Source organism: Paractinoplanes hotanensis (assembly GCF_023717965.1).
Taxonomy (GTDB): Bacteria; Actinomycetota; Actinomycetes; order Mycobacteriales; family Micromonosporaceae; genus Actinoplanes; species Actinoplanes polyasparticus.
Genome location: NZ_JAMQOL010000038.1, coordinates 74,743 through 97,778, shown reverse-complemented (window position 1 = coordinate 97,778; position 23,036 = coordinate 74,743). Strand labels below are relative to the sequence as shown.

The window sequence follows — 23,036 nt, the reverse complement described above, 5'->3', positions numbered from 1 at the left end:
AATCGCAACCCGATGCTCACTGATCGAGGCGTCAACTGCCATGCCTGCGGACCGACTACGTTTCACTCGGGCACCGGCTCGCGTCGAGCCGGCGCATGCTTCAGCCGACCGGGACGGCCTGACGGAGCAGTTCGCGATCGGAGTGGTCAGCGATCAGCGAGCCTACGTCGAGGATCAGGGCGATCTCGCCGTCGCCGAGGATGGTCGATCCGCTGATGCACTTCACCCGGCTGAAAAGGATGCCGAGTGGCTTGATCACGGTCTGCAACTCGCCGAGCAGGCTGTCCACGACGAGGCCGGTGCGCTGTCCGAACTGCTCGACGATCACGACGTTCTGCCGCCGTGCCTCGTGGCCGGGAATCCCGAAGATCTGCCGGAGCCGGATGAACGGCAGCACTTCGCCGCGCAGGTTCATGCAGTCGCGGACGAGCGGGCCGGGCGGTAGCTCGACGCATTCGGTGACCCGGTCGAGTGGCACGATGAACGAGGATGAGCCGACGCCGACCAGGAAGCCGTCGATGATGGCCAGGGTGAGGGGAAGCCGGATACGGATCGTGGTGCCGATGCCGCGGGCCGTCTCAACCTCGATGCTGCCGCGCAGTGCGGTGACGTTGCGCTTCACCACGTCCATGCCGACGCCGCGGCCGGAGAGGTTGGAGACGGTCTCCGCGGTGGAGAAGCCTGGCTCGAAGATCAGGTTGTAGACCTCGGAGTCGGTCAGGGCGGTGCCGGGCGCGACCAGTTCCCGTTCGACCGCCTTGGCGAGAATGCGGTCCCGGTCGAGGCCCCGGCCGTCGTCGGCGACTTCGATCACGATGTTCCCGGCGTCGTGATAGGCGTTGAGCCGCAGCGTGCCCTGCTGCGCCTTGCCGTGCTTGCGCCGCTCCCCGGCCGGTTCGATCCCGTGGTCCAGGGAGTTGCGCACCAGATGCAGCAGCGGATCGCTGATCCGCTCCACCAGGGCTTTGTCCATCTCGGCATCCCCACCGCTGATCACCAGGGACACTTCCTTGCCCAGCTCCATGCAGACGTCGCGGACCACCCGCTCGAAGCGGCGCAACGTGGTGCCGATCGGCACCATGCGCAGCGACAGTGCGCTGTGCCGCACCTCGTCGACCAGCCGCATCACCTCGCTCTGAGCCTCGGCGGACGTGTCCGTCCCCGAGCTGTTCGGCATGCCGGTGCTCGACTGGGCGATCACCAATTCGCCGACCAGGTCGATGAGCTTGTCCAGGCGGGCGGCGTCGATCCGGATCGTCCGGGTGTCCTGCGAGCGGGTCTCGGAGGTCCGCCGCTGGCGAGTCAGCGCAGCGTCCACGATGGCACGCTGAACGATCCCCTGCTCGATCAGGATCTCGCCGACAGGCACGGGCTGAGTTCCCTGCCGTACGGCTCGCTCCTGCTGGATGCGTAGCGCCTCGGCCATTTCCAGCTCGGTGACCGCGCCGCTGGTGACCAGCACGTCGCCGATGCGGTCGTTCTCCGGCATGGCGCGGATGGCCCGTACGTACGTGTCGAGCTGGCTGTCCGCCGGGGTGATCCGGATGTCGCTGTCGTCGCGGACGAAGTCGAAGACCGCCTCGATCTCGCTCTTCGGGGCCGCGGTGACGAGATCGACCTCGAAGCTGAAGTAGCAGGACTCCGGGTCCATGTCGGCGGCGTCCGGCAGCCGGTCGGTGACCGTGACGACGTCGGTCACCGTGCCGAGGGTGGTCAGGTAGCGCAGGAACGACAGCGGGTCCATGCCGTTGCGCAGGCAGTCCTCGCCGAAGTGCAGCTCGAGCCGCCAGGCCCGCTCCTGAGGCTCCGCATCGGCGCCGGGTGCCGATGCGGTCTGTGCCGTGGTGCCATCGTCCGCGAGGTACGGCTCCAGCCCGGACAGCAGCCGCGTGCCGTCGGCGGCCTGCGCGGCGTCGGGTTCGAGCTGCCCGCGCGCCAACCCCTCGACTATCGCGGAGATGTGGTCGGTGCAGGGCAGCAGCGCGCTGACCAGTCCGGGCGTGACGTCGAGCGTTCCCTCACGGACGGAGCCCAGCACGGTCTCCACGACGTGGGTGAAGGCGACCAGGTGCCGCAACCCGAACAGGCCGGAGGAGCCCTTGAGTGTGTGCGCGGCCCGGAACACCGCGTTGACGGTCTCCCCGCCGGACGGCTGGTCCTCGAGCTCCAGCAGTCCGTCCTCCAGCCCCTGCACCAGATCCCGCGCCTCGGTGACGAACATGTCGAGCGCTTCGCGCATATCGTCGTCGAGTGCCATCAGAGCTCCAACCGGGTCAACGCCAGGGCCTCGGTGACCGCCGCGCTGGGCTCGGCGAATTCCACCGGTAGACCGAGGCGTACGCCTTCGGCGCGCGCCATCACGAGCACCTGCAGGCCGGCGGTGTCGACATCCGCCACCCCGGACAGGTCGATGCGCAGGGCGTTGCCGTCGCCCAGGAACGCCAGCAGGCGCTCCCGGTGGTCGGCCGCTGTCACGATGGTCAGTTCCTCGTCGACGACGAACCGGCGTGGTGCTGTCACGGTTGGACCAGCTTCGCCACCGCGCCGAGCATCTGCTCGGGCTGGAACGGTTTGGTCACCCACGCCTTGGCGCCGGCTGCCTGGGCCTGACGTTTCTTGTCCTCCTGGGATTCCGTTGTCAGCATGATGATCGGGGTGAACTTGTAGGCGGGCAGCTTCTTCGCCTCGGCCACGAAGGTGATGCCGTCCATGTTCGGCATGTTCACGTCCGAGATGATCAGGTGGATGCGCTGCCCGTTGAGCTTGGTCAGCGCGTCCTTGCCGTCCGTACCCGTGATCACCTCGTAGCCGGCACCCTTCAGTGCGATGCTGACGACCTGTCGTACCGACGCGGAGTCATCCACGATGAGAATGGTCTTGGCCATCGTCGTCTCCTAGAAGAACGTGATTTCGGATTCGGATACCTTCGCCGCCGTGCCGGAGGTGTGTGCCCGGTGTTCCTCGACCATCGTGTATTTCGCCGCGAGATCGTCGAGGAGCACGCGGGCGTCCAGCAGCGCCGTGCCGGTCGCCGCGTCGGCAGCCAGCTCGGGAAAACGGATGATGTTGTCCCGCAGGTGCTCCAGCATCTGGTTGACCCGGTCCTGGAACTGAAGGCTGACCAGCGACTCGCCGATCTCCCCACGGATTCCGACAGCGGCCTGTTCCAGCTGCTGGGAGGAGTCACGCATTCGCGACAGCATGGCCATCAGGTCGTCGAGAACGGCCTGGACCTCTCCGTTGGCGTGCGCCACCGCGGTGCCTTCGCGTTCGGCGCTGGCCTCCGCTGTGGCCAGCACCGAGGTGATCGCCTTGGCGACCCGGTCCACGTTCTCGGACATGCGTGCGCTGGTGGTCTGCGACCGGTCGGCCAGCTGGCGGACCTCCAGAGCCACCACGCCGAACGACGCGCCCACCGCACCCGCGCGCTGGGCTTCGATGGCGGCGTTGAGGGCCAGCAGGTTCGTCTGTGCGGCGATCCGGGTCACCTCACCCGACATCTGCCGCAGTTCCTCGTTGAGGCTGAGCAGCGAGTGGAGCTCTCCCAGGGACTCACGCTTGGCGGTCAGCGCCTGGTCGAGCGTGTCCACCACGTCGCCGAGCCGCTGCCGGCTGCGGTCGAAGGCACCGCCCTGCCCATCGTGCAGTGCCTCTGACGACGACGTCAGCACCGAGTCGAGATGCTCGACGATGCCGCCGAAAGTGTCGGTGAGCTGTCCCACGGCCGTTTCCATCTGGGTGCGTGACGAGTCGATCTGCGCCGACCACACCGGGGCGACCGCGCCGGCGAACTCGGTGACACTTTCGGCGTACCGGTCCGGCGGTAGCGGCCCGGTGTCCGTGCGAGCGCCGGCGCGGCGGCCTCGCGCCACATAACCGGCCCCGAATCCGGCAGCCAGTGCGATTACTGCGACAAGTGTTTCAACCATGCTGGTGGATCACCTCCGCGATCAGGGCAAGGGATGACTCGCGGTTCACGGCGCCGAGCGCGACCGCTTCCCGGGGCATTCCGTGCACCACACAGGTCGCCTCGTCCTGCGCCACCGTGAAGGCGCCGGCCTGGCGCATTTCGAGCAGTCCGCGCGCGCCGTCGTCGCCCATACCCGTCATGATCACGCCGAGCGCGTCGGGGCCGGCGGCCTTCGCGACCGACCGGAACAGCACATCCACCGACGGCCGATGGCGGTTGACCGGTGGTCCGTCGAAGACCCGTACCCGGAAACGGTTGTCCGGCCTCAAAACCTCGAGATGGCGGCCGCCCGGGGCGATCAGCACGTGGCCCGGCAGAACCGGATCGCCGTCCTGCGCCTCCCGGACACGCACTCGGCACATGGTGTCAAGCCGGGCGGCGAACGCCGCGGTGAACTTCTCGGGCATATGCTGCACCACGACCACCCCCGGCCCCCCGGGCGCGAGCGCGGGCAGCACCACCTCCAGCGCCTGCGTGCCGCCGGTGGACGTGCCGATAGCGATCATCCGCTCCTCCGGCGCCGCCGTCGACCGGGTCCGTAAAGCCGCGGGGGGAGCGGCCGGCGCCGGCCCACCGGCCGGGGCCGTCCCGGCTGTTCGGCGCTGCCCGGAGGCGGCGGCCGCCCGGACCGCGGCCACGATGTCGCCGCCGTCGTCCTCGATGAACTTCTTCAACCCGGTCACCGGCTTCGCGATGACCGACACGGCACCGGCGGCCAGCGCCTCCAGCGAGATGTCGGCGCTGCGGCGGGTCAACGTCGAGCAGATCACCACCGGCGTCGGCCGGACCTCCATGATCTTGCGCAGGAAGGTGAGCCCGTCCATCCGGGGCATCTCGAGGTCCAGAACTACGACGTCCGGCCAGGCCTTGTTCATGTGTTCCATGGCGAAGACCGGGTCGGGTACGGCTCCGACGACCTCGATGCCGGGGTTCTTGCGCAGGCGGGCGGACAGCACCTGCCGGACGACCGCCGAGTCGTCCACGATCAGTACCCCGATGCGCCCGGTCATGCCGTGTTCCCGTCGCGGCCGCGGGCCCGGTCCGGCGCTCGTAGCCATACGTCGCCGGTGCCGATGTCGAAGATCAACCGCCGTGCACCGGTGCCACCCAGATCGCGTACGGTCAGGGCGAAACCGTGCCGTTCGAGCAGCGCCATCCCGGCCTCGATGTTGTGGCCGGCGACGTCGAGCGGGGCCGGAATGTCGAGCTCCGGGAACTGCTCGCCCCCGCCGAACATCTTCACCTCGTACTGGCTCGGGGTGGTGTTCGCTCGGCGCACGTCGCGCAGGAACAGTTCGATCGCGCCGTCCGCGTAGCGGGGGTCCGGCGGACCCGGATCGCCGGGGCGCCGGCCCGGCAGCATGTAATGGCACATGCCCCCGATCCGCAGGGCGCTGTGCCAGGCCGTGATCGAGACGCACGAGCCCAGCACCGTCTGGAGGCGCGTGCCGGCGTTACCGAAGTGGTAGTCGCCGGGATGCAGGAAGATGTCAGCCACGGGCACCGCCGTCCAGCCGGTAGATCGACGGTTCCACCATGCGCAGCTGTGACGGGATCGAGTTGAGTGACTCGGAGCTGCCGATGATCAGGTGACCGCCGGGGACCAGCATCTCCTGCAGCCGCGGAATCAGCGAGCGCTTCGTCTCCAGGTCGAAGTAGATCATCACGTTGCGGAGCATGATCACGTCGAATTGGCCGAGCCGGCGGAAATCCTCGATGAGGTTGCGGCGGTGGAACTGAACCCGGGACCGCAGCTCGGTGGTGACCGTCATCAAGCCCTCGTACTCCTCGCGGCCCTTCAAGCAGAAACGGCGCAGCAACTGCCGGGGGATACGCTCGGCCGCCTCGATCGGGTAGAGCGCCGCCCGGGCGCTCTCCACCACCCGGGTGGAGATGTCCGTACCGACGATCTCCCATGCGCCGGCGGGCAGCGTGTCGGCCAGCACCATGGCCGCTGTGTAGGCCTCCTCGCCGGTCGAGCTGGCCGCACTCCACAACCGGAACGTACGTCCGGTCCGGCGTGCTGGAAGCACCTCGCGGCGCAGGTAGTCGAAGTGCTGCGCCTCGCGGAAGAAGTAGGTTTCGTTCGTGGTGAGCAGGTTGATCAGGTGATGCAGTTCCGCCTCGTCGGGACGGTCACGCAGCAGGCGTACGTAGTCCGAGTAGCAGGTCAGGCCGAGCGCCCGGATCCGTTTGTCCAGCCGGCCGGAGACGAGGGCCTCCTTGCCGGGTGCGAGCCAGATGCCGGTGTGCTCGTGCAGCACGCCGGTGATGTACCGGAAGTCATCGCGGCTGATCGTCCGCAGGTGAAGGTTCGGGGCTGTCACGACTCTCCCGGCCCGGCCGGCATGCCACCGCCTTCGGCCGGCGAACGGTCATCCGTCGGCTGCTGGGCGAGATCGCTGAGCCGGACCATGTCGCTGATGGACAGCACGTGGCTGATGTCCAGCAGGATGAGGAAGTCGTCGTCACGGCGGGCCATGCCGCTGATGTAGTCGGCGCGGATCCCGGCGCCGAATGCGGGCGCCGGTTCGATGTCGTCTGACGACAGGGTGACAACCTTGGTGACGGAGTCGACGAGGACGCCGATGTCCTGGCCTTGGGCCACGTCCTTGTCTTCGGCATCGACCTCGGCCAGCTCGGCCAGCGACGGATCGTGAATGTGCACGATGATGATGCTGGTGCGGCGCCCGATGACGGTGTTACCACGGCCGAAACGGATCGCGAGGTCGATGACCGGCACCGCTCGCCCGCGAAGGTTGATCACGCCCCGGATGAAGTCCGGCATCATCGGCACCACGGTCAGCGATCGGTACTCGAGAATCTCCGTCACGTGGAAGATGTCGAGGGCATAAGCCTCGCCGTTGAGCGTGAACGTCAGGTACCGCCCGGCCTCGGTAACCGTGTTCACAGTTGGCCCCCTTCACCCTGCGCCTCTCTCGCATTCGATCAGATTTACTCGGCTGGGCCCCCGAGAATCCGGGACTCGGTGCCGAATACGGCCGGGTGTCTGTTTCCGACGGGCCGGTCCGCGAGAAGCGGTCGGACATTGCATTCATTCCGGCATTTCCCGAACCCACACGTCGATAAGCTGGCCCGGTCGTGGCGGAGGCCCGGCTGGGTTTGATGGCAGCAGATGTGCCGGATGGGGGATTTCGTTCCATGGCAGAGTCGCCGGAAACACGCCAGCACCGCGGTCGATCCGGTTTCCGGGACATGCCGATCGCCTGGAAACTGCGCGGCCTCGCGGCCGTGGTGTGTGTGCTGCTGGTCGCCATCGGGCTGGTGGGAATTGTTCAACTCGCCCAAACCCAGGACAGGTTGGCGAACCTCTACAGCAACAACCTGCACGACGTGCGCGCCCTCGGCGAGGTGGCAGCCGACTATGTCGACGTCCGGCTGCAGCTACGCACCGTCGCCATGGCGAGTGCCGGGGCGGAGACGGACGCCGCCGTCGCGACCCTGGACACGTCGATCGCGGGACTCGACCAAGCTTGGGCGACCTTCTCCAGCACCTCTACGGCCGACACCGATGAGATAGCTTTCCTGGCCAGTTGGACCGCGTACAAGAAGCTGGTCAACGACAAGCTGAAGCCGCTCGCCGTGGCGAGCCGTCTGACCGAATACAACCGGGTTGCCGAGAACGAAGTGACGCCGGTGGCCGACGCCATCGACACTGCGGTGGAGAACCTCATCACCCGCAACAACGCAGCGGCGAAGAACTCGTTGGACGACTCCGCAAGCGCCTACTCCGCTGCGCGGTTGATAATGATCATCCTGATCGTGGTGGCGCTCATCCTCACCTTCACCGTGGTCCAGCTCATCACCCGCGCCGTCGCACGGCCGCTGAACGAGACGGTCACCGTGCTGACCGCGCTCGCACAGGGCCGGCTGGACCAGCGGGTCGCCGTGTCCGGCCGCGACGAGGTCGGCCGAATGGGCACCGCCCTCAACAGCGCGCTCGGGCGCCTCGGCGACACGGTCAGCACCGTCGTGGAATCGGCGGCACAGCTCAACAGCGCGTCTCTGCAGATCAGTGGCGCGTCGCAGAGCCTGTCGCAGGCTGCCACCGAGCAGGCCGCCAGCGTGGAGGAGACGACCGCGAGCATCGAGCAGATGACCGCGGGCATCAGCCAGAACAGCGAGAACGCCACCGCGACCGAGGGCATCGCGACCACCACGGCGGCCGAGGCCCAGGAGGGCGGCGACGCCGTGCAGCGGACCGTGGCCGCCATGAAGGAGATCACCAGCAAGATCGGCATCATCGACGACATCGCGTTCCAGACCAACATGCTGGCGCTCAACGCCACGATCGAGGCGGCCCGCGCCGGCGAGCACGGCAAGGGTTTCGCCGTGGTGGCCAGCGAGGTCGGCAAACTCGCCGAGCGCAGCCAGATCGCCGCTCAGGAGATCAGCGAGTTGGCGGCCGGCAGTGTGCAGACCGCCGAACGCGCTGGTGATCTGCTCTCCACCATCATCCCCAGCATCATCCGCACCTCCGACCTCGTGCAGGAGATCGCCGCAGCAAGCGGGGAACAGTCCACCGGGGTACGGCAGATCAACATCGCGATGACCCAGATCGGCAAGGTCACCGAGCAGACCGCATCGTCCAGCGAGGAACTCGCCGCCACTGCCGAGCAGATGTCGGCGCAGACCGCCCAGCTCACCGCGCTGATGGACTTCTTCAACACCGGTTCGCCCGGCCGGTCGTCGACCCGGCGCATGACAGAACATGCCGGCGCGCGCGCCGGCATGGCCTGGTCCAACAGCACCTACCGACCCGGCCAGGACAACGGCGGTTACAACGAGAACACTGCACCCGCGTTGAGCGGCGCAGGCGCGCCGCCGGCCGACCTGGAAGCAAAGTTCGACCGCTTCTGAGCCTTTCGGCGGCGTGTTGGTGGCTCACCTCCGGGCCGGTCTTCCTGCTCTTTGTCGGAGTCGGCGAGTCGAGCGAATCACCAAGCGTTCGTTACGATTCCACCACCCGATAGCGGTGTTGCCGAGCGCGACGTCGTTGATTGTCAACGACGGCATGCTCGTGCCGGAGCCGTACGGCTGCTGACTGCACGCGATCGGCCAGCTCATAGGTCGTCTCAGGTCAGGGTTCGGCGCAGCCGGGTACGACCGCGCCCACGGTGCCGTCGGTAGGTGCCACCGGCGCGCAGGTTCGCCGGGTGGGCGGCACGATCAGACCCACGCCTCTATACCTCGACCGGTGACGGCGGAGTACGTCGTACCAGGCGTCAGGATCGCACTTCGATGATCTGTTCGACGGGGAGCCGGGGCGTCCGGTCCGGACCGGCATGCTCGGATCCAAAGGTCCCTAGACGCAGGACAAGGTACGGAAAGCCGAGGTCGCCGATCAAGCGACGCAGTTCGTGCCGGATGAACGGAACTTCAACCGGGCTGCTGTTGGGAAGCACGCCGGCGCTGCGCTCGGTGGCGGTAAGCCAGAGAGCGCTGAGTGCCTCGCCGGCGCGGAGCCAGTCGGCGGGTTCGTCGCCGCTTCCGTAAAGAACAGCGTAGGTAGCCGCAGTGTCGTGGCCTTCGCCCGCCTGGAGGGTTCCTGACGTGCCGAAGTCCCGTTCGGCGACCGTCGTTCGTGGCTGCTCTGCTGGAAGGACGCTACTGGGCACCCCAGCGTTGTCCGCTCGCTCACCACCGACCCAGGCAGCCGTTTCGACCTGCAGACGCACATCGGTTGCCTGAGCCCTCTGTGCATGCTCAACCAGGACGGCCAGCTCGATGACCCCGTCGCGGTTGAGCAGGTGCAGCCGGGCGCCCTCCCGCTCAACAGCGTGGATCAACGCCTCTACGGTGTCCGTGCCAACGGGCTCGTCGCTCACCGTTCGCCGGTCGGTGTGCCGCACGTGCAGTGTCTGGAAGTGCCGCGCCGCCTCCGGCCGAGCCGGCGTGTGCCGCGTCGGGCGGATCACCGCCAGCGGACTGTCAGCCGGCCGCTCGACCTCATGCTGCCAACCCTCAGCGGCCAGCGCCAGCCTGGCGTGGTGCAGGGCGGTACCGCAGCTGAGTTGCAACATGTGACCGTCTGGGTCCTGAGTATGCAGTTGCCGCTCGGCGGCCGCGAACAGTTCCAGTCGATCCGCGGACACGACCCAACGCCACGGCTGAGTGTTGTGAACGGACGGTGCGTACCTCGCGGCTTCGGCGGCCTGGAACAGAGCCTGCTGACGGTCGATTGCATGGTTCACGTCAGGCCTCCGCCGGTTACCGATCTGGATCTCGCGACACAAGGACGCGCCTCCAGTAGAGGATAGGGGCTCTCAAGGCGCAGCACCGGGCACAACGGGATAGTTCAAATACAAACTCCAACCGGAAGTTGCGCAGCGGCGGTCCGGATGGACACCTGGCTCGTCCGAGCCGCCGAGCGATCAGCCGGGACCACCGAACAGCGGTCCCGGCTTCGTGTTCGTCGCGAGGTGGGATACGCGCCCTACAACGTACGCACAGATGTGACGAACCGAAGTACCTCGTTCCGGAGCACTTCAGCGAGCTGCGACAGCCCCGACGTGTCGGATCCGACGCCCCCGTCGACAGCCCGGGCGATCCCGTCGACGAGGCCGCTCATCTCGCGAATGCTGGCGGTGACCGCCTCCAGCACGGACACAGCGTCGGTGGCCGCATGCTGAACCATGGTCACCTGTCCCCGGATCTCCTCGCTGGAGGAGCTGGTCTCATTGGCCAGCGACTTGACTTCGCCGGCCACCACGCTGAACCCGCGCCCCAACTCGCCGGCCCGCGCCGCCTCGATGGTGGCGTTCAATGCCAGCAGCCTGGTCTGGGCGGCCACGGAGTTGATCAAGTCGACCGCTTGCCGGATCTGATCTGAGGCCGCGCGCAGGGAGGTGACCGTCTCCAGGCCGCGTTCCGCATCCGTCACCGCGTCGCGAGCGAAGTCAGCCAGTCCGTTCGCCGACGCCCCCATCTGCGTCGCCGCGGTGGCGACCTGCTCAGATACGGTCAGGACGGCAGATTCCAGCTCGTCAGCCAGGGCAAGACGCGACCGCTCCGCCTCTACAACCTGCGCGGCGGCCATGTTCATCTGCTGACTCGACCGGGAGATCTGCGCTGCGGCCTTACGGAAGACGCCCGACAAGCCGTCAGTCAAGAATCGGCGGTAGAACCGACCTTCGGCAGCCGCTGCCAGTGAGGCGCTGGACTCGCGGACGAACCCATCGGTGATATCTAGGAGCCCGTTCACCTTGACACGTGTCGCACGGGCGACGTCGGACCCGTCCACCGCCGCAAGCCGAGCCTCCAGGTCACCGGCCGTTGCCCGGTCGCACAACTCGCCGATCAGACGCAGCACATCGCCATCGCTCACCGCCGGCGCCGGCGGTCGCTCGCGGCGGCTCATCGACCGACACCGTTCGTGAGGTCCCAGACGAACTCGTCGTACGTCAAACCGAGGCCGGAGAGCGTTTCGTGCAGCATCCGCCGGCCGGCTTCCAGTTCCGCAGGCGGACTGGCATGGCGGCGTTCCTCGGCCCGCAACTGTGCGTAGAGTTCCGATGCCGCTGCGATTCCAGCCGGCTTGGGCCTGCGCCGGCTGGAGTGGTACCCCACGATCCGGTCATCCTGGTCGAAAGACGGCGTGACATGAGCGAAGACCCGGTAATGCGCCCCGTCGGCAGCCAAGTTGAGCACGTACGCGAACAATTCACGGCCGTCTTTCACGGTGTCCCACAGAAGCTCGAACACTGCGCGCGGCATGTCAGGGTGCCGGATGAGATTGTGAGGCTTGCCGGTGGCGTCGCTCTCGTCGAGAGCCGAGACTCTCAGGAAGACGTCGTTGGCGTACGTGATCACGCCGCGGGTGTCCGTCTTCGTAACGATGATCTCGTCCTCGCGGAAGGTTCGCTCAACACCGGTCGGTGTGACCCGAGTTGGCTTCATGATCCTATGGTCGCCGTACGCGCCCCCAGTTGAGCGCGGTTTCGGCGAAGTAGATCTGCCGCCGAGATGGTTCAACTGCTCAGTTCCATCAGCGGACGCGGCCTGCGTACAGTGCTATAACACGCAGGGGCCGTCACGCAACTTCAGCTGTTGGCCTTGATCATCCGATCGCTATCCAGACGTCGTCGAGCAGTCCGTGGAACTGATCGTTGTCGCCGTAGGCCCCTTTGGCGCCGAGGCTGAGTGGCTGGTCGTTGGCGATCGACAGATCGGCCGGTATCGGGACACGGGCACGCGTGACATCGTCGACGAGCAAGCTCAACGTTGTTCCGTGGCGGCGGCATTCCAGCACGTGCCAGAGCCCGTCGGCGACTGTGACGTCGGCGATGGCCTGATGGATCGTCGGATCGGTGTCGCCGACCAGCACGCAACTGGGCTTGCCGTCATCACCATCGATCTGCAGCTTGTACTGGCTACCCTCGGTCGAATAGCCCTTCTGCAGAACGTTCTGGCCCCGGCTGGTGTTCTCTGCCTCGAGCTGGATCGATGCTCCGAAGCGTACGGGCCGGATGCCCGGGTTGAGCGCGTCGGCGTTCGAGGCGCGTAGGGCCAGCCGAGGGCAGGACTCATGTTCGTCGCAGCGCGGTGGAAAGCGTACGGCTCGCCCGGCCCCTCGCGGTACACGTACGGTGCCGGCGTCGCCGCCGGCGACCGGAGTCAGGGTGTGGCCATTGCCGGAGCTGTCGGACCATGCCGCCGAGCCCACGCCGTCGAAGTGGTACCGCGCGGTCGCCGCGGTGGGAACCACCACGGGGCGTGGCGAGGGCGCCGGTATCCAGAATGCGCTGCCGTTCCCCTGCGTGGTACGGACGACCAACCCGGCGATGACGGTGCCGACAGCGACCAGGGCCAACCCGATCATCACGCGAATCGTTTTCGGAACATTGCGACGCACAAATGGTCAACGGCCCGCACCACCTGCAAGATGCGCAGCACGGTGAGCTGCTTTCCTGATCGTGGCGCCGGCCCGTTCGGGCTGCTGGGCGGCAGGGCGGTCAGGCACTTTGTCCTGTGTCGGCATGGCGTGTCGCTGATCGGCAGTGCGCGCCGCGGAGCATCTACTGCCGGTAAAGGCACCAATCAAGCTCAAGCTTCGAACACCGAAGCCCGACTGCGGATGCAGGTGTCGGCGTCGGTGGAGTAGCGGCGTTGGTAGAAAACCAGCAGATCAGCGCGCCCCAGTCCCGGCTTACTGACCGAAGTTGACGGCCAAGACCTCGCTCCCCGACGAGATGGCGATCGGCCGGGCGAATCTGCCACATTATCTATTGATGACTATGCATGAGCTTACGGCTCGGCAACCGGGTGAACCGATGTCACCACGAACGGAATGCCCTGCTGGCACGACGTGACCATGTCCGGGACGACCCGGCCGAGCACGGTGACACGGACGCCGGCTCGAATCACCGTGCGATCGCCGCCCACCAGCAGGTAGCCGTCGAGCAAGAGGCATTGATGTTCGGCTCCGGCCGTGATGGTTCCGGTCAGAGTGCGGAGGTTCGTGGCCATGTGCTCATCCTCCGTCCGTACGGGAAGTCACGCGACGCCTTCCGGGCCATCGATGAATACGCATAGGCTCCGGCCAATGTGAACGATTGTTCGCACACCGGAGGATGCCCGTGTCAGCAAGAAGATCCGTTCAGATCGCCATAGCCGTCGCCGCGTCGGCAGCCCTCGTGGCCACCGGCTCCGACGTCGCCCGGAGCGCACCGACAGCATCAACCAGCGTATATATCGTGCAGTTGGCGGCGCCACCGGTCGCCGCGTACACCGGCGGCGTCTCGGGCATCCCCGCTACCCGGCCGGCCATCGGCGAGAAGGTCGACTTGGGCAGCAGCGCGGCCAAAGCGTACCGGGCGCACTTGAAGTCCGAGCGGCAGCGGACCCAGAAGCGGGCGGGCCTGACGGCCGGGGACGCCGTCTACGAGTACGACGTCGCGTTCAGCGGTTACGCGGCGCGGTTGTCCACCGCCGAGGCGGACGTGCTCCGGCGCAGCCCGGACGTGCTCGCGGTTTCGAAGAACACCGTGCACAAGGCCGACACGATCTCCACGCCGGAGATGCTGGGGCTGACCGGCCGGGGCGGCGTGTGGCAGCGGGAGTTCGGTGGCCCCGCCAAGGCCGGCCTGGGCGTCATCGTCGGCGTGATCGACTCCGGCATCTGGCCGGAGAACCCCGCGTTCGCCGCGCTGCCGAGCCCGCGTCCGGATCAGCGCGTCATCGACGCCAAGTGGCGCGGCACCTGCCAGAGCGGCGACGAGTCCGACCCGGCGCGCAGGGTGACCTGCAACAACAAGCTGATCGGGGCGCGGTACTACACCTCCGGCTCGCTCGACGAGACGAACCCGGGCGAGTTCCGGTCGCCGCGCGACTTCAACGGCCACGGCTCGCATACGGCCGGCACCGCGGTCGGCAACCACGACGTCGACGCCACGATGGAAGGCCGCAAGGTCGGCGACGCTTCCGGCATGGCCCCGGCGGCCCGCCTGGCCGTCTACAAGGCCCTGTGGGACCAGGGCGGTGGCTCCAGCGGCTCCACGGCCGACCTGGTCGCGGCGATCAACAACGCGGTGGCCGACGGCGTCGACGTCATCAACTACTCCATCTCCGGCTCCACCTCGTCGTTCGTCGACCCGGTCGAGCTGGCGTTCCTGAACGCCGCCAACGCCGGTGTGTTCGTCGCCGCGTCCGCCGGCAACAGCGGACCGGGCGTCAGCACGGTCGCACACAACTCGCCGTGGATCACCACCGTGGCGGCCAGCACTCACGACCGCGGATACGAGAAGTCGGTGACGCTCGGCAACGGCGCCACCTACGAGGGCATGGGGCAGGGGCCGGCCGTCCCGTCGTCGCCGCTGATCGACTCGGTGCAGACCGGTCTGGCCGACGCCCCGGCCACCGAGGTGCAGCTGTGCTACTCCGGCCGGCTCGACCCGGCCAAGGTGACCGGCAAGATCGTCCTCTGCCTGCGCGGCGGCAACAGCCGTACGGACAAGAGCCTCGCCGTACGGCAGGCCGGCGGCGCCGGAATGATCCTCTACAACAACCCCGACAACTCGGTCAACGCCGACTACCACTTCGTGCCGACCGTGCACGTCAACAGCGCGGCCGGACTGGCGATCAAGGCGTACGCGGCCACCCCGGGTGCCACCGCTTCGCTCTCGGCCAGCACCCAGCTCAAGGTCCGTGCCCCCGAAATGGCCGCCTTCTCGTCCCGCGGACCGGCCCTGGCCGGCAACGGTGACCTGCTCAAGCCCGACATCACCGCGCCCGGCGTCGACGTGGTGGCGCCGGTCGCCCCGCCGGGCAACAACGGCCGTACCTGGGACGCGTACTCCGGCACCTCGATGTCGAGCCCGCACATCGCCGGCCTGGCCGCACTGATGGTCAGCGAGAACCCCGGCTGGGCGCCGATGTGGGTCAAGTCGGCGATGATGACCACGGCCGGGCAGACCGACAACACCGGCCAGCCGATCCAGCGGGCCGGTGCCCCCGCGACACCGCTCGACTACGGCGCCGGGCACGTCCGTCCGGGGCGCGCCTACCGGCCGGGTCTGGTCTACGACTCGGCCTACCCCGACTGGATCCGCTTCGCCTGCGGCAACGGAGCCGTGGGCGCGGCCTGCGACCAGTACGGCTCCATCGACCCGAGCGACCTCAACTACCCGTCGATCGCGGTCGGCGACCTGGCCGGCAAGCAGACGGTCACCCGTACGGTGAAGAACGTCAGCAAGTTGCCCGGGGTCTACGAGGCCAAGGTCCAGGCGCCGGCCGGCACGACGGTGACGGTCTCGCCGAAGCGCTTCGTCGTCCTGCCCGGCAAGTCGGTGTCGTTCAAGGTGACGGTGTCGCGCACCGAGGCGCCCATCGGCCAATGGACCTTCGGCTCCCTGACGTGGGTCAACAAGGCGGGCGCCAACGGTCTGATCTCCTCCGACGTGCGCAGCCCGATCGCGATCCGGCCGGTAGCGATCGCCGCGCCGGTCGAGGTCGACACGACCGGTGTCAGCGGGTCGACGGCCCTGAGTGTCACCTCCGGCTACACCGGCACGCTCACGGCCACCCCGGCCGGGCTCGTCCCCTCCGCGATCGACCGCTTGCATCTGGTCGGCACGGAGACCGAATTCGACACCGGGGCGCCGGCGGCCGGACCGGCCGTCGGCAAGGTGACGCGCACCGTGCCGGCCGGCACCCGACTGGCCCGGGCGGCGACCTTCGATGCCGACCTTCCGGAAGGCACCGACATCGACCTGTTCGCCTACCGGGCGGGCACCAGCACCCTGGTTGCGTCGAGCGCAGGATCGACAGCCGAGGAACAGGTGACGCTGGCCCCCGGCTCTTACGACATCTACGTGGTTCAGTTCGCGACCCCACCCGGGACGAGCGAGCTGGACGTGCCGCACCACTCGTGGATCGTCGGTGACACAGCGGCGGGCAACCTGACAGCCACCCCGCCGAGTCAGGCCGTCACCCGTGGCGAGCCGGTTACCGTGACCGCGGCGTGGACCGGCCTCACCGCCGGAGCACGCTACCTGGGCCTGATCGCTTACGGCGACGGCGCCGCGCGGATCGGTCAGACAGTGCTCGCCGTCACCGCTTGAGCAGCGCGGGGACACAGCCACGCGGCTGTGTCCCCGCCCGCAGCGGTGGCAGGCAGCCGATCCGGGCCGCAAGTTCGCGGTCGCTGTGAGGACGTGCGACCCCGACCCGCCCTGAGCGCGCTCGGCCAACGGGGAGGACAGTGGCGACGCCCCCGGCCGCTCGTCCCGGGGTCCTGGCGATTTCAGCCGGCTACGGCACCCAGTCCCGGCCGGCCATCCGCAGGTGCAGCTCGCGAGCCGGTCCGCGCGCCGCTGCGGCGACATCGGCCGGGCCCGCTGGGCGATCGCGCGCAGCGGCGCGGCGTCGTCCAGATGGGCCCGGTGCGCTGATTGCCGGCGGGCGTGCGCGCGGGACTGCGGAGAGGCCGGATCCGCCGCGGCTCAGCAGGTGCTTCCCGTGATCAGAGCCGGCTACAGGTGTCAATCAGGAAAGACCAGATGCCTGGCCGGTGGAAGCGGGCGGTCGGGGTGTGTGTACGAGGCCGTTGAGCACGATCGTCAATCCTCGCTCGAATTCGTGGCCGGTGAACGTGGCGCCGACCGGGGCTATTTTCGTGAGGGTCGGCAGTGCGTCGGGTGCGAGCGTTGCGACGCGTTGTGCGGCGGAGGTGGCGTCGTCCTCACGCGACAGTGGGCCGGCTAGCTCGTTCTGCGCGATACCCATGACGAAGGCCGAGACGGTGCGGAAGGCGACGAACAGGTCGACGCCGTCCATGCCTCCGCGTGCCAGTGCTGCTGCGAGTGCCTCGGCTGGGGCGAGGCTGGCGCGGGAGGATGTGCGGCGGGTGAGTACGAGCGGGATGGCCGCGGGGTGCGCGCGGAACGTTCGCCACAGGGCCGTGGCCACGGCACGTGTGTCGGCCAGCCAGTCGTCGGTCGGCTCGGGTATCTCGACGAGGGCGGAGACGGCGTCGACCACGAGTTCCTCGAGGGCTTCGCGGCTGTCTACGTAGTTGTAGAGGGTCATGGCGCCCGTCTGCAGGGACGCCGCGAGAGAGCGCATGGTGAGCCCGGCCAGACCGTCCCGGTCGACGATCGCCAGCGCGTGCTGCTGGATGTCCGCGAGGGTGAAACGGGCTCTCACGCGGGTCACTCCTGACCTTAGGTACGTCGTACGTATCTAAGGCTACTATACGTACGACGTACGTATGATGAGGAGAAGTTCAGTGACCTTCACGAACCCGAGCGGGCTGCCGTTCCAGGCCGGCCGCAGAGGCGGAACCCACTTCCCCGACCTTGTTCGACACCACAATGAAGCGTTCGTCGCTTTCGCTCGCACCCTGACCGACGAAGAGTGGGATCGGCCCAGCCTCTGTGCGGGCTGGACCAACAAGGATGTGCTCGCCCACCTCGTGCTCGGCCTGCGCTTACCGCCGCCCCGGCTACTGCTGGCGATGGGGCGGCGGCGCTGGTCGTTCGACGCGGCGAACGATGCCCTCAGCCGCGAGCACGCCACCCGGAACGCCGCCTCGGAGTTGATTGACGCGTTCGATCGCGCCCGCGCGCATCCCGTGGGGATCGGACGCCTGCTGCCGGCGCCGCTGATGCTCGGCGACCACGCTGTCCACCACCTCGACATCGCGTTCGCGCTCGGCCGGTCCGGCGTCCTGTCGCCGCAGGTGACCGACGCGGTTCTCGCCGTCGAGACGCGCGTGCCCAATCCCTTCATCCCGGCGGTCGCGCGAGCGCGCGGTCTCGCGTTCCGCGCCACCGACACAAACTGGTCGCATTCGTCCGAACGAACCCTCGAAGTCGTCGGCACCGCCGAGAGCATCATCTCCGTCCTCGCCGGGCGACACCACGCCATCGCTGACCTGACCGGCAGCGGCGTCGCCACCCTGACAAGCCGGCTCTGAAACGGAACCCGGCCTCACGGCACCCGGTTGCGTCGTACCGGGCCAGCAACTCGACCCGAGGTGTCCCGCATCACTTGACACGTACAACGTACGCAAGTCAGGCTTACGTACGTTGTACGTATCGTGTCGAGGGCATGCGAGGTGCCGTTCCACGCGAGAAGCAGACGGAATCCGGCTCGCCGGCCCGTGCAAGAGCACGAGTCGCGGCAGATTCACGACACATTCGAGGAATCGCATGCTCAGTATCGACAACGAACTTCTTGAGGCCGCCGGCGCGATCGCAGCCGCCGCCCCACCCGCGCCGCCGGTCGTCGACGACTGGAAGACGCGGCGGGCGAACATCAACGCCCTTTACCAGGGGCTGGCTACCGTCGCCACACCCGACGACAACGTTGAGATCGTGGATTTCACCGTGACATCTCCGGACGGGCACGTCATTCCGCTACGCCTCTACAAGCCGGAAAACGTGCCGCACGCACTTGTCGTCCATGTCCATGGCGGCGGTCTCATCGCCGGCGGCCTCGACGGTTACGACCACGTTTGCCGCCGCTACGCCTCGGCGGCCGGGGTCGCGATGATCGCGGTCGACTACCGCCTGGCACCCGAATCGCCGTTCCCGGCAGCGGTCGAAGACTGTGTCACCGCGGTTCAGTGGGCACTCGAGCACGCCGCGGAGCGCGTACCCGGGGCCCGCGTCGCGCTCATGGGCGACTCCGCCGGAGGCGGCCTGGCCTCGGCGGCGGCACTGGTGTGTCGCGACCGTCGGATCGGGCCCTTGGCCGCGCAAATCCTCGTCTACCCGATGCTCGATGACCGCACCGCGGTCGCCGACCCGGCGATCGAACCGTTCCTTGCCTGGTCCGTGGCCGACAACATCACCGCCTGGCGGGCCTACCTCGGCGACAAGTACGGCACCGGCGACGTGCCTGCCTCCGCTTCCGCCGCCCGCGCAGACTCACTCCACGATCTGCCCCCGGCTTACCTCGAAGTCGGCCAGCTGGATCTCTTCTGCGCCGAGACGGTCGCCTACGCCACGCGACTCATGGAACACGGTGTGCCCGTGCACCTGTCGGTGCGCCCCGGCGCATTCCACGGTTTCGACCAACTCGCACCCCACTCCCGCATCGCCCGGAGCGCGTTCGCAGATCGCGTCGCCTTCCTCCATGGCCTGTAGCACCAACCGTTCCCTAGCTCCACGTCATCCGGTCACATCCCCGGACCGTCGGAAACCACCAGCAAGGAGATGCCGTGAGCACCCACACCGCCCTCATCACCGGCTCGACGAGCGGAATCGGCCGCGCCACCGCACTCAAGCTCGCCCGCAACGGCATCCGTGTCGTCGTCTCCGGCCGCGATACGCAACGAGGACAGGAAGTAGTGGAGCAGATCCACTCCGAAGGAGGACAAGCTCACTTCGTCCGCGCGGACCTGTGTGACGCGCAGTCCGCGGCCGAACTGGCGGCCAAGGCCACCGAGGTCGCCGGCGGAACCCTCGACATCCTGGTCAACAACGCGGCGATCGGTGCCGGTGGCCCGACCGCCGGCACCGAGGAGTCGACCTTCGACGCGGTGCTGGCCACCAACCTGAAAGCCCCGTTCTACCTCGTCGCGGCCATCGCACCCGCGATGGCCGCACGCGGCCGTGGAGCGATCGTCAACGTGTCCACACTCGCCGCCGCAATCGCGCTCCCCGGCCTGTCCGTCTACGGGGCCAGCAAGGCAGCCCTGGACCTGCTGACCAAGAGCTGGGCAGCCGAGTTCGGCCCCGCCGGCGTACGCGTGAACTCCGTCAGCCCCGGCCCGACCCGCACTCCGGGATCCGAAGCGTTGGGAGAGTACCTGCAACAGCTCGCCGCGCAGGCCCCGCTGGGCTTCGTCGCCAATCCGGAAGACATCGCCGCAGCCATCGCGTTCCTCGTCAGCGACGAGGCACGGTTCGTCACCGGCACCGTGCTGGACGTGAACGGCGGCCGCACCATCGTGTGACCTGGCCGGTGGCCGGATCGATGTGGTCGCCGCTGCTGCCACCCAAACCGGCCGGGCGGTGGACCCGATGCTTACGCGATCTCGCGGATTGTCAGGTTTCGGAAGATGGCGGCGCCCTCGTGGGCGTAGAGGCGGATGTGGTTGTCGCTCTCCAGAGGGAAGACCCGGTGCGAGTGCACGACGCGTCCGTCTCCGAGAAACATCTCGACGCTGGTGTGGTCCACCAGGATCCGGATGGAGAGCCTGCCGGTCGAGGGGTCGATCGGTGTTCGGCTCTCGCCTCCGGTCGGGTTGATCGTGGGGCGTCGGTTGACGTAGGCGAAGGGTCCGCGCAGGTAGAGACCAGCGGCCACGTGACGGCCACCGCCGGGCGCTCGACAGATCTCAAATCCCGCGTTGGCCGGAGGAGCGGCAGGGTCCCACACGAGCTCACACGTCAGGTCGTACGCCGGCGCGGTGACGTCCAGGTCGAGCACGTCCGTGACCGGCACGTCGCCGAGCTGGTGGGAGCGGCGGGCGTACTTTTCGAGGGCAGCGGTCGGGGCGGAGGCGAGGTAGTAGCTTCCGTTTGCGTGCTTGAGCCGGAGGTCTCGCACGATCATGTCGTCGCCGTTGTACCGGTCGGTGGCGAGGGTCGGGGTGTTGTGTGGGTAGTCCCAGAAGTTGGCCCAGCCGATCGCGTGGCGGAGGGAATCGTTCTCCGCTCCTGATGCTGTGTGATCGGGATACGTGACTGCTCCGTAGAAGTCGAAGCCGTGGTCGAGCCATTCCGGCTCCGGGTGGTCGGGGGTGAAGGAGCTGCCGTCGAAGGCACCGGTCCAGTAGGCGTACGTCGCGGGCAACCCTCGGCTCTTGCCGTTGGCGCTCGTAGCCAGGACCCAGTGCCGGGTGCCGTCGTCGGCGGTCATGCGGAAGATGTCGGGGCACTCCAGAAGCCCGAGATCGGTGCGCTCGAAATGGCCGACGTGCTGCCATGACGTCAGGTCCGAGGATGTGTAGAAGCCCAGTTTGTGCCCTTCAGCGTTGGCCATGAACCACCGGCCGCGATCGCCGTCCCACACGACCTTGGGGTCGCCGGCGCCGGCACCGTTGTCCTGCGGCTGCTCCGCACCCGGTCCCTGCTGATGTACAGCGCCTTGCTTGTCGCGGCCGTATTGGCCCTGATCGCCTGGGTCGGCGTGGTTGCGCTGACGATGATGCTGGCCGGCCACAGACGTCGTGTCGTACTGGCCACGGTGGCCGTGTCAGCACTGGTCAGCCTCGTGGTGGGTGGACTCGCCGGCCGACGGCTGGCCGTCGCCGCGGTGCGGGCGCGGACGGACCGGGCACGCGAGCGCCGGCTCGAGGCGGGGCGACGCAAGCTGGTCGCCTGGGTCTCGCATGATCTTCGTACGCCTCTGGCAGGCCTGCGCGCGATGGCCGAAGCCTTGGAGGACGGAGTCGTGTCCGACCCTGTGACAACGGCCGACTATCACCGCCGCATCCGCGTCGAGACCGACCGGATGACCCAATTGGTCGACGACCTCTTCGAGTTGTCCCGCATCAACGCGGGCGCCCTGCGTCTTGTACCCACCGCCGTCCCGCTGTACGACGTGGTCTCCGACGCGATCGCGGGCGTGGCCGCTCTCGCCACCAGCCGCCGCATCACCGTGCTCGCCGCCGAGACCGGCTGGCCGGTCGTCCACGCCGGCGAGCCCGAACTGGCCCGGGTGGTCCAGAACCTGCTGATCAACTCGATCCACTACACCCCGGCCGACGGGACCGTGCACATCGCCGCCGGCCACGATCGCGACAGCGTGTGGCTGTCCGTTTCCGACACCTGCGGCGGCATCCCCGAGCACGACCTGAACCGCATCTTCGACGTCGCGTTCCGGGGGGAACACGGGCGCACACCGTCGACCAAGGGCGGCGGGCTCGGGCTGGCCATCGTGCGCGGCCTGATCGAGGCCCACGGCGGCCACGTCGGCGTCCGCAACGTCACCGGCGGGTGTCGCTTCGAAATTCGCCTGCCCGCGGCAACGGCCTCAGCCGTGGAGTAGCTCCGGGCCATCACCCAAGCGGACCGACTACCCGACTGTGACTTCCACAGCGAGCGGCTGCAGGATTTCCCCGGGCACTGTCGCAGAGATTCAGGCGATCCCGTACGCCCGGATCCAGGCCTCGGTCACGTCAATGTGAGCGCGTAATGCTTGTACCGACCGTCGTCGTGGGTGTGCTCGAAGCCGTACCGGACGTACAGCGTTTCGGCCGGGTTGCCGCGGAGGACCGCCAGCGCCAGAGCCTTGTGCCCGAAGGTGTGGGCGTCGTTCACGTACGCCTGAAGAAGTGCGCCCCCGCGCCCACCGCGCCGAAACGCGGCGAAGACGTGGATCGTGGTCAGCACCGCCCGGCCGTCGGTGACAGCCCACGCCGCGTAGCCCGCCGGCTCGCCGTCGGCCTCGAGGATCAGCGTGCGCTCCAGGCCCGCGATCCAACCGGCCAGGTTCCGGTCGGCCGCGGCAACCCATCCGGCCTCATGCCCCGGTTCGATCTGCTTCATGTAAGCGGCTTCGCCCCGCCACATCAAGGGAAGGTCCTCGACACGAGCCCGGCGCAGCACATCGCTCACGCCGTCCATCTTGTCACGGGGGCCGATGCACTCGT

The 23,036-nt window shown here is 68.1% G+C and carries 21 protein-coding genes and 1 pseudogene; 6 read left to right on the top strand and 16 right to left on the bottom strand.

The window, feature by feature from the left end; translation table 11 throughout:
* Nucleotides 1–100: 100 nt before the first annotated feature.
* From LXN57_RS26640 to LXN57_RS26605, 8 genes are read right to left on the bottom strand one after another with little or no spacing between them, the layout of a single operon-like run.
* A complete protein-coding gene (locus tag LXN57_RS26640) occupies nt 101–2,257 on the bottom strand; it encodes a chemotaxis protein CheA (protein ID WP_251800953.1) in 2,157 nt (718 codons plus the stop codon).
* Complete coding sequence (locus tag LXN57_RS26635; RefSeq protein WP_251800952.1) at nt 2,257–2,520, bottom strand: STAS domain-containing protein; 264 nt, start codon at nt 2,518–2,520, stop codon at nt 2,257–2,259. The genes LXN57_RS26640 and LXN57_RS26635 overlap by 1 nt, the downstream gene beginning before the upstream one ends.
* Complete coding sequence (locus LXN57_RS26630; protein ID WP_133871332.1) at nt 2,517–2,885, bottom strand: response regulator; 369 nt, start codon at nt 2,883–2,885, stop codon at nt 2,517–2,519. Before LXN57_RS26630 ends, LXN57_RS26635 begins: the two co-directional genes overlap by 4 nt.
* Before the next feature lie 9 nt (nt 2,886–2,894).
* Nucleotides 2,895–3,929, bottom strand: coding sequence for a methyl-accepting chemotaxis protein (locus tag LXN57_RS26625; protein WP_251800951.1), 1,035 nt, complete (start codon nt 3,927–3,929; stop codon nt 2,895–2,897).
* A complete protein-coding gene (locus LXN57_RS26620; RefSeq protein WP_251800950.1) occupies nt 3,922–4,980 on the bottom strand; it encodes a protein-glutamate methylesterase/protein-glutamine glutaminase in 1,059 nt (352 codons plus the stop codon). Before LXN57_RS26620 ends, LXN57_RS26625 begins: the two co-directional genes overlap by 8 nt.
* Nucleotides 4,977–5,468: a chemotaxis protein CheD gene (locus LXN57_RS26615; protein ID WP_251800949.1), complete on the bottom strand. Its 492-nt coding sequence runs from the start codon at nt 5,466–5,468 to the stop codon at nt 4,977–4,979. Before LXN57_RS26615 ends, LXN57_RS26620 begins: the two co-directional genes overlap by 4 nt.
* Nucleotides 5,461–6,297 carry a CheR family methyltransferase gene (locus LXN57_RS26610; protein ID WP_251800948.1) on the bottom strand — a complete coding sequence of 279 codons (837 nt, stop codon included), beginning with the start codon at nt 6,295–6,297 and terminating at the stop codon, nt 5,461–5,463. Before LXN57_RS26610 ends, LXN57_RS26615 begins: the two co-directional genes overlap by 8 nt.
* On the bottom strand, nt 6,294–6,881 hold the full coding sequence (locus LXN57_RS26605; protein WP_251800947.1) for a chemotaxis protein CheW: 588 nt from the start codon (nt 6,879–6,881) through the stop codon (nt 6,294–6,296). The genes LXN57_RS26610 and LXN57_RS26605 overlap by 4 nt, the downstream gene beginning before the upstream one ends.
* Before the next feature lie 305 nt (nt 6,882–7,186).
* Between LXN57_RS26605 and LXN57_RS26600 the strand changes: the two genes are divergently transcribed.
* Nucleotides 7,187–8,851, top strand: a complete 1,665-nt coding sequence (locus LXN57_RS26600; protein ID WP_251800946.1) for a methyl-accepting chemotaxis protein — start codon at nt 7,187–7,189, stop codon at nt 8,849–8,851.
* A gap of 365 nt (nt 8,852–9,216) precedes the next feature.
* Here the strand turns inward: LXN57_RS26600 and LXN57_RS26595 are convergent, their stop codons facing one another.
* From LXN57_RS26595 to LXN57_RS26575, 5 genes and pseudogenes are all read right to left on the bottom strand, one after another.
* The gene (locus tag LXN57_RS26595) at nt 9,217–10,185 is read right to left on the bottom strand and encodes an Acg family FMN-binding oxidoreductase (RefSeq protein WP_251800945.1); all 969 of its coding nucleotides are present in this window, start codon (nt 10,183–10,185) and stop codon (nt 9,217–9,219) included.
* A 242-nt stretch (nt 10,186–10,427) separates the two neighbouring features.
* Entirely contained in the window at nt 10,428–11,351 is a 924-nt protein-coding gene (locus LXN57_RS26590; protein ID WP_251800944.1) for a methyl-accepting chemotaxis protein, read from the bottom strand.
* A complete protein-coding gene (locus LXN57_RS26585; RefSeq protein ID WP_251800943.1) occupies nt 11,348–11,890 on the bottom strand; it encodes a PAS domain-containing protein in 543 nt (180 codons plus the stop codon). The genes LXN57_RS26590 and LXN57_RS26585 overlap by 4 nt, the downstream gene beginning before the upstream one ends.
* 160 nt (nt 11,891–12,050) lie before the next feature.
* On the bottom strand, nt 12,051–12,767 hold the full coding sequence (locus LXN57_RS26580) for a LamG-like jellyroll fold domain-containing protein (RefSeq protein ID WP_251800942.1): 717 nt from the start codon (nt 12,765–12,767) through the stop codon (nt 12,051–12,053).
* Between the two features lie 470 nt (nt 12,768–13,237).
* Nucleotides 13,238–13,441, bottom strand: a pseudogene (locus LXN57_RS26575) (hypothetical protein); the annotation flags it as partial.
* A 245-nt stretch (nt 13,442–13,686) separates the two neighbouring features.
* Here LXN57_RS26575 and LXN57_RS26570 point away from each other — a divergent pair.
* Nucleotides 13,687–16,551, top strand: a complete 2,865-nt coding sequence (locus LXN57_RS26570) for a S8 family peptidase (RefSeq protein WP_251800941.1) — start codon at nt 13,687–13,689, stop codon at nt 16,549–16,551.
* 424 nt (nt 16,552–16,975) lie between these two features.
* Here LXN57_RS26570 and LXN57_RS26565 read toward each other — a convergent pair whose 3' ends face one another.
* Nucleotides 16,976–17,635, bottom strand: coding sequence for a TetR/AcrR family transcriptional regulator (locus LXN57_RS26565; RefSeq protein ID WP_251800940.1), 660 nt, complete (start codon nt 17,633–17,635; stop codon nt 16,976–16,978).
* 82 nt (nt 17,636–17,717) lie between these two features.
* On the opposite strand from LXN57_RS26565, the gene LXN57_RS26560 reads away from it, so the two are divergent.
* The 3 genes from LXN57_RS26560 (at nt 17,718) to LXN57_RS26550 (ending at nt 20,393) form a co-directional block, all read left to right on the top strand.
* Nucleotides 17,718–18,407 (top strand): maleylpyruvate isomerase family mycothiol-dependent enzyme, encoded by a 690-nt coding sequence (locus tag LXN57_RS26560; RefSeq protein ID WP_251800939.1) that lies wholly within the window; start codon nt 17,718–17,720, stop codon nt 18,405–18,407.
* A 235-nt stretch (nt 18,408–18,642) separates the two neighbouring features.
* Nucleotides 18,643–19,581, top strand: coding sequence for an alpha/beta hydrolase (locus LXN57_RS26555; protein ID WP_251800938.1), 939 nt, complete (start codon nt 18,643–18,645; stop codon nt 19,579–19,581).
* A 74-nt stretch (nt 19,582–19,655) separates the two neighbouring features.
* Nucleotides 19,656–20,393 (top strand): SDR family NAD(P)-dependent oxidoreductase, encoded by a 738-nt coding sequence (locus LXN57_RS26550; RefSeq protein WP_251800937.1) that lies wholly within the window; start codon nt 19,656–19,658, stop codon nt 20,391–20,393.
* 71 nt (nt 20,394–20,464) lie between these two features.
* Here the strand turns inward: LXN57_RS26550 and LXN57_RS26545 are convergent, their stop codons facing one another.
* Nucleotides 20,465–21,454, bottom strand: a complete 990-nt coding sequence (locus LXN57_RS26545; RefSeq protein ID WP_251800936.1) for a glycoside hydrolase family 32 protein — start codon at nt 21,452–21,454, stop codon at nt 20,465–20,467.
* Here LXN57_RS26545 and LXN57_RS26540 point away from each other — a divergent pair.
* Nucleotides 21,404–22,432, top strand: a complete 1,029-nt coding sequence (locus tag LXN57_RS26540; protein WP_438872917.1) for a sensor histidine kinase — start codon at nt 21,404–21,406, stop codon at nt 22,430–22,432. The genes LXN57_RS26545 and LXN57_RS26540 overlap by 51 nt on opposite strands.
* A 125-nt stretch (nt 22,433–22,557) precedes the next feature.
* On the opposite strand, the gene LXN57_RS26535 is transcribed toward LXN57_RS26540, so the two are convergent.
* The gene (locus LXN57_RS26535; protein WP_251800935.1) at nt 22,558–23,001 is read right to left on the bottom strand and encodes a GNAT family N-acetyltransferase; all 444 of its coding nucleotides are present in this window, start codon (nt 22,999–23,001) and stop codon (nt 22,558–22,560) included.
* Between the last annotated feature and the right edge of the window lie 35 nt (nt 23,002–23,036).

Excerpts from the sequence above, each read along its gene's own strand:
- LXN57_RS26640 (WP_251800953.1), bottom strand. The coding sequence starts at position 2,257 with ATGGCACTCGACGACGATATGCGCGAAGCGCTCGACATGTTCGTCACC.
- LXN57_RS26630 (WP_133871332.1), bottom strand. The coding sequence starts at position 2,885 with ATGGCCAAGACCATTCTCATCGTGGATGACTCCGCGTCGGTACGACAG.
- LXN57_RS26625 (WP_251800951.1), bottom strand. The coding sequence starts at position 3,929 with ATGGTTGAAACACTTGTCGCAGTAATCGCACTGGCTGCCGGATTCGGG.
- LXN57_RS26620 (WP_251800950.1), bottom strand. The coding sequence starts at position 4,980 with ATGACCGGGCGCATCGGGGTACTGATCGTGGACGACTCGGCGGTCGTC.
- LXN57_RS26600 (WP_251800946.1), top strand. The coding sequence starts at position 7,187 with ATGCCGATCGCCTGGAAACTGCGCGGCCTCGCGGCCGTGGTGTGTGTG.
- LXN57_RS26590 (WP_251800944.1), bottom strand. The coding sequence starts at position 11,351 with ATGAGCCGCCGCGAGCGACCGCCGGCGCCGGCGGTGAGCGATGGCGAT.
- LXN57_RS26585 (WP_251800943.1), bottom strand. The coding sequence starts at position 11,890 with ATGAAGCCAACTCGGGTCACACCGACCGGTGTTGAGCGAACCTTCCGC.
- LXN57_RS26555 (WP_251800938.1), top strand. The coding sequence starts at position 18,643 with ATGCTCAGTATCGACAACGAACTTCTTGAGGCCGCCGGCGCGATCGCA.